This is a genomic window from Streptomyces sp. WM6386 (genome assembly GCF_000972385.1).
Classification (GTDB): Bacteria; Actinomycetota; Actinomycetes; order Streptomycetales; family Streptomycetaceae; genus Streptomyces.
Map to the genome: position 1 here is coordinate 1 of NZ_JXTE01000694.1, position 342 is coordinate 342.

Consider the following 342-nt stretch of genomic DNA (forward strand, 5'->3'; position numbering starts at 1 on the left):
GCTGGGCGAAGGCCGGATGGCTGGTGTTCACCATCCTGCTGCCCTTCCTGGGCATCTTCGTCTACGTGATCGCCCGGGGTAAGAACATGGGCCGCCGGGAGGTGGCGCAAGCGCGTGCGCAGCAGGAGGAGTTCAACAGCTACATCAGGCAGACCGCGGCCGGCGGCCGGACCAGCAGCGTCGACGAACTCGCCAGGCTGTCCGAGATCCGCTCCCACGGCGACATCACGGACGAGGAGTTCCGCAGGGCGAAGGAACTGGTCCTCACCGGCCAGGGCCCGACGGAACCCGGAGGCTCCACCTCCCGGACCGCCCATCACTGAGCATCCGGACCACACGAAA

The 342-nt window shown here is 67.5% G+C and carries 1 protein-coding gene; it reads left to right on the forward strand.

The genetic code is table 11. From position 1 onward, the window contains the following. Positions 1–323: SHOCT domain-containing protein (locus tag TN53_RS43275; RefSeq protein ID WP_046264420.1), on the forward strand; the 323-nt coding region annotated here is incomplete at its 5' end. Positions 324–342 lie beyond the last annotated feature (19 nt).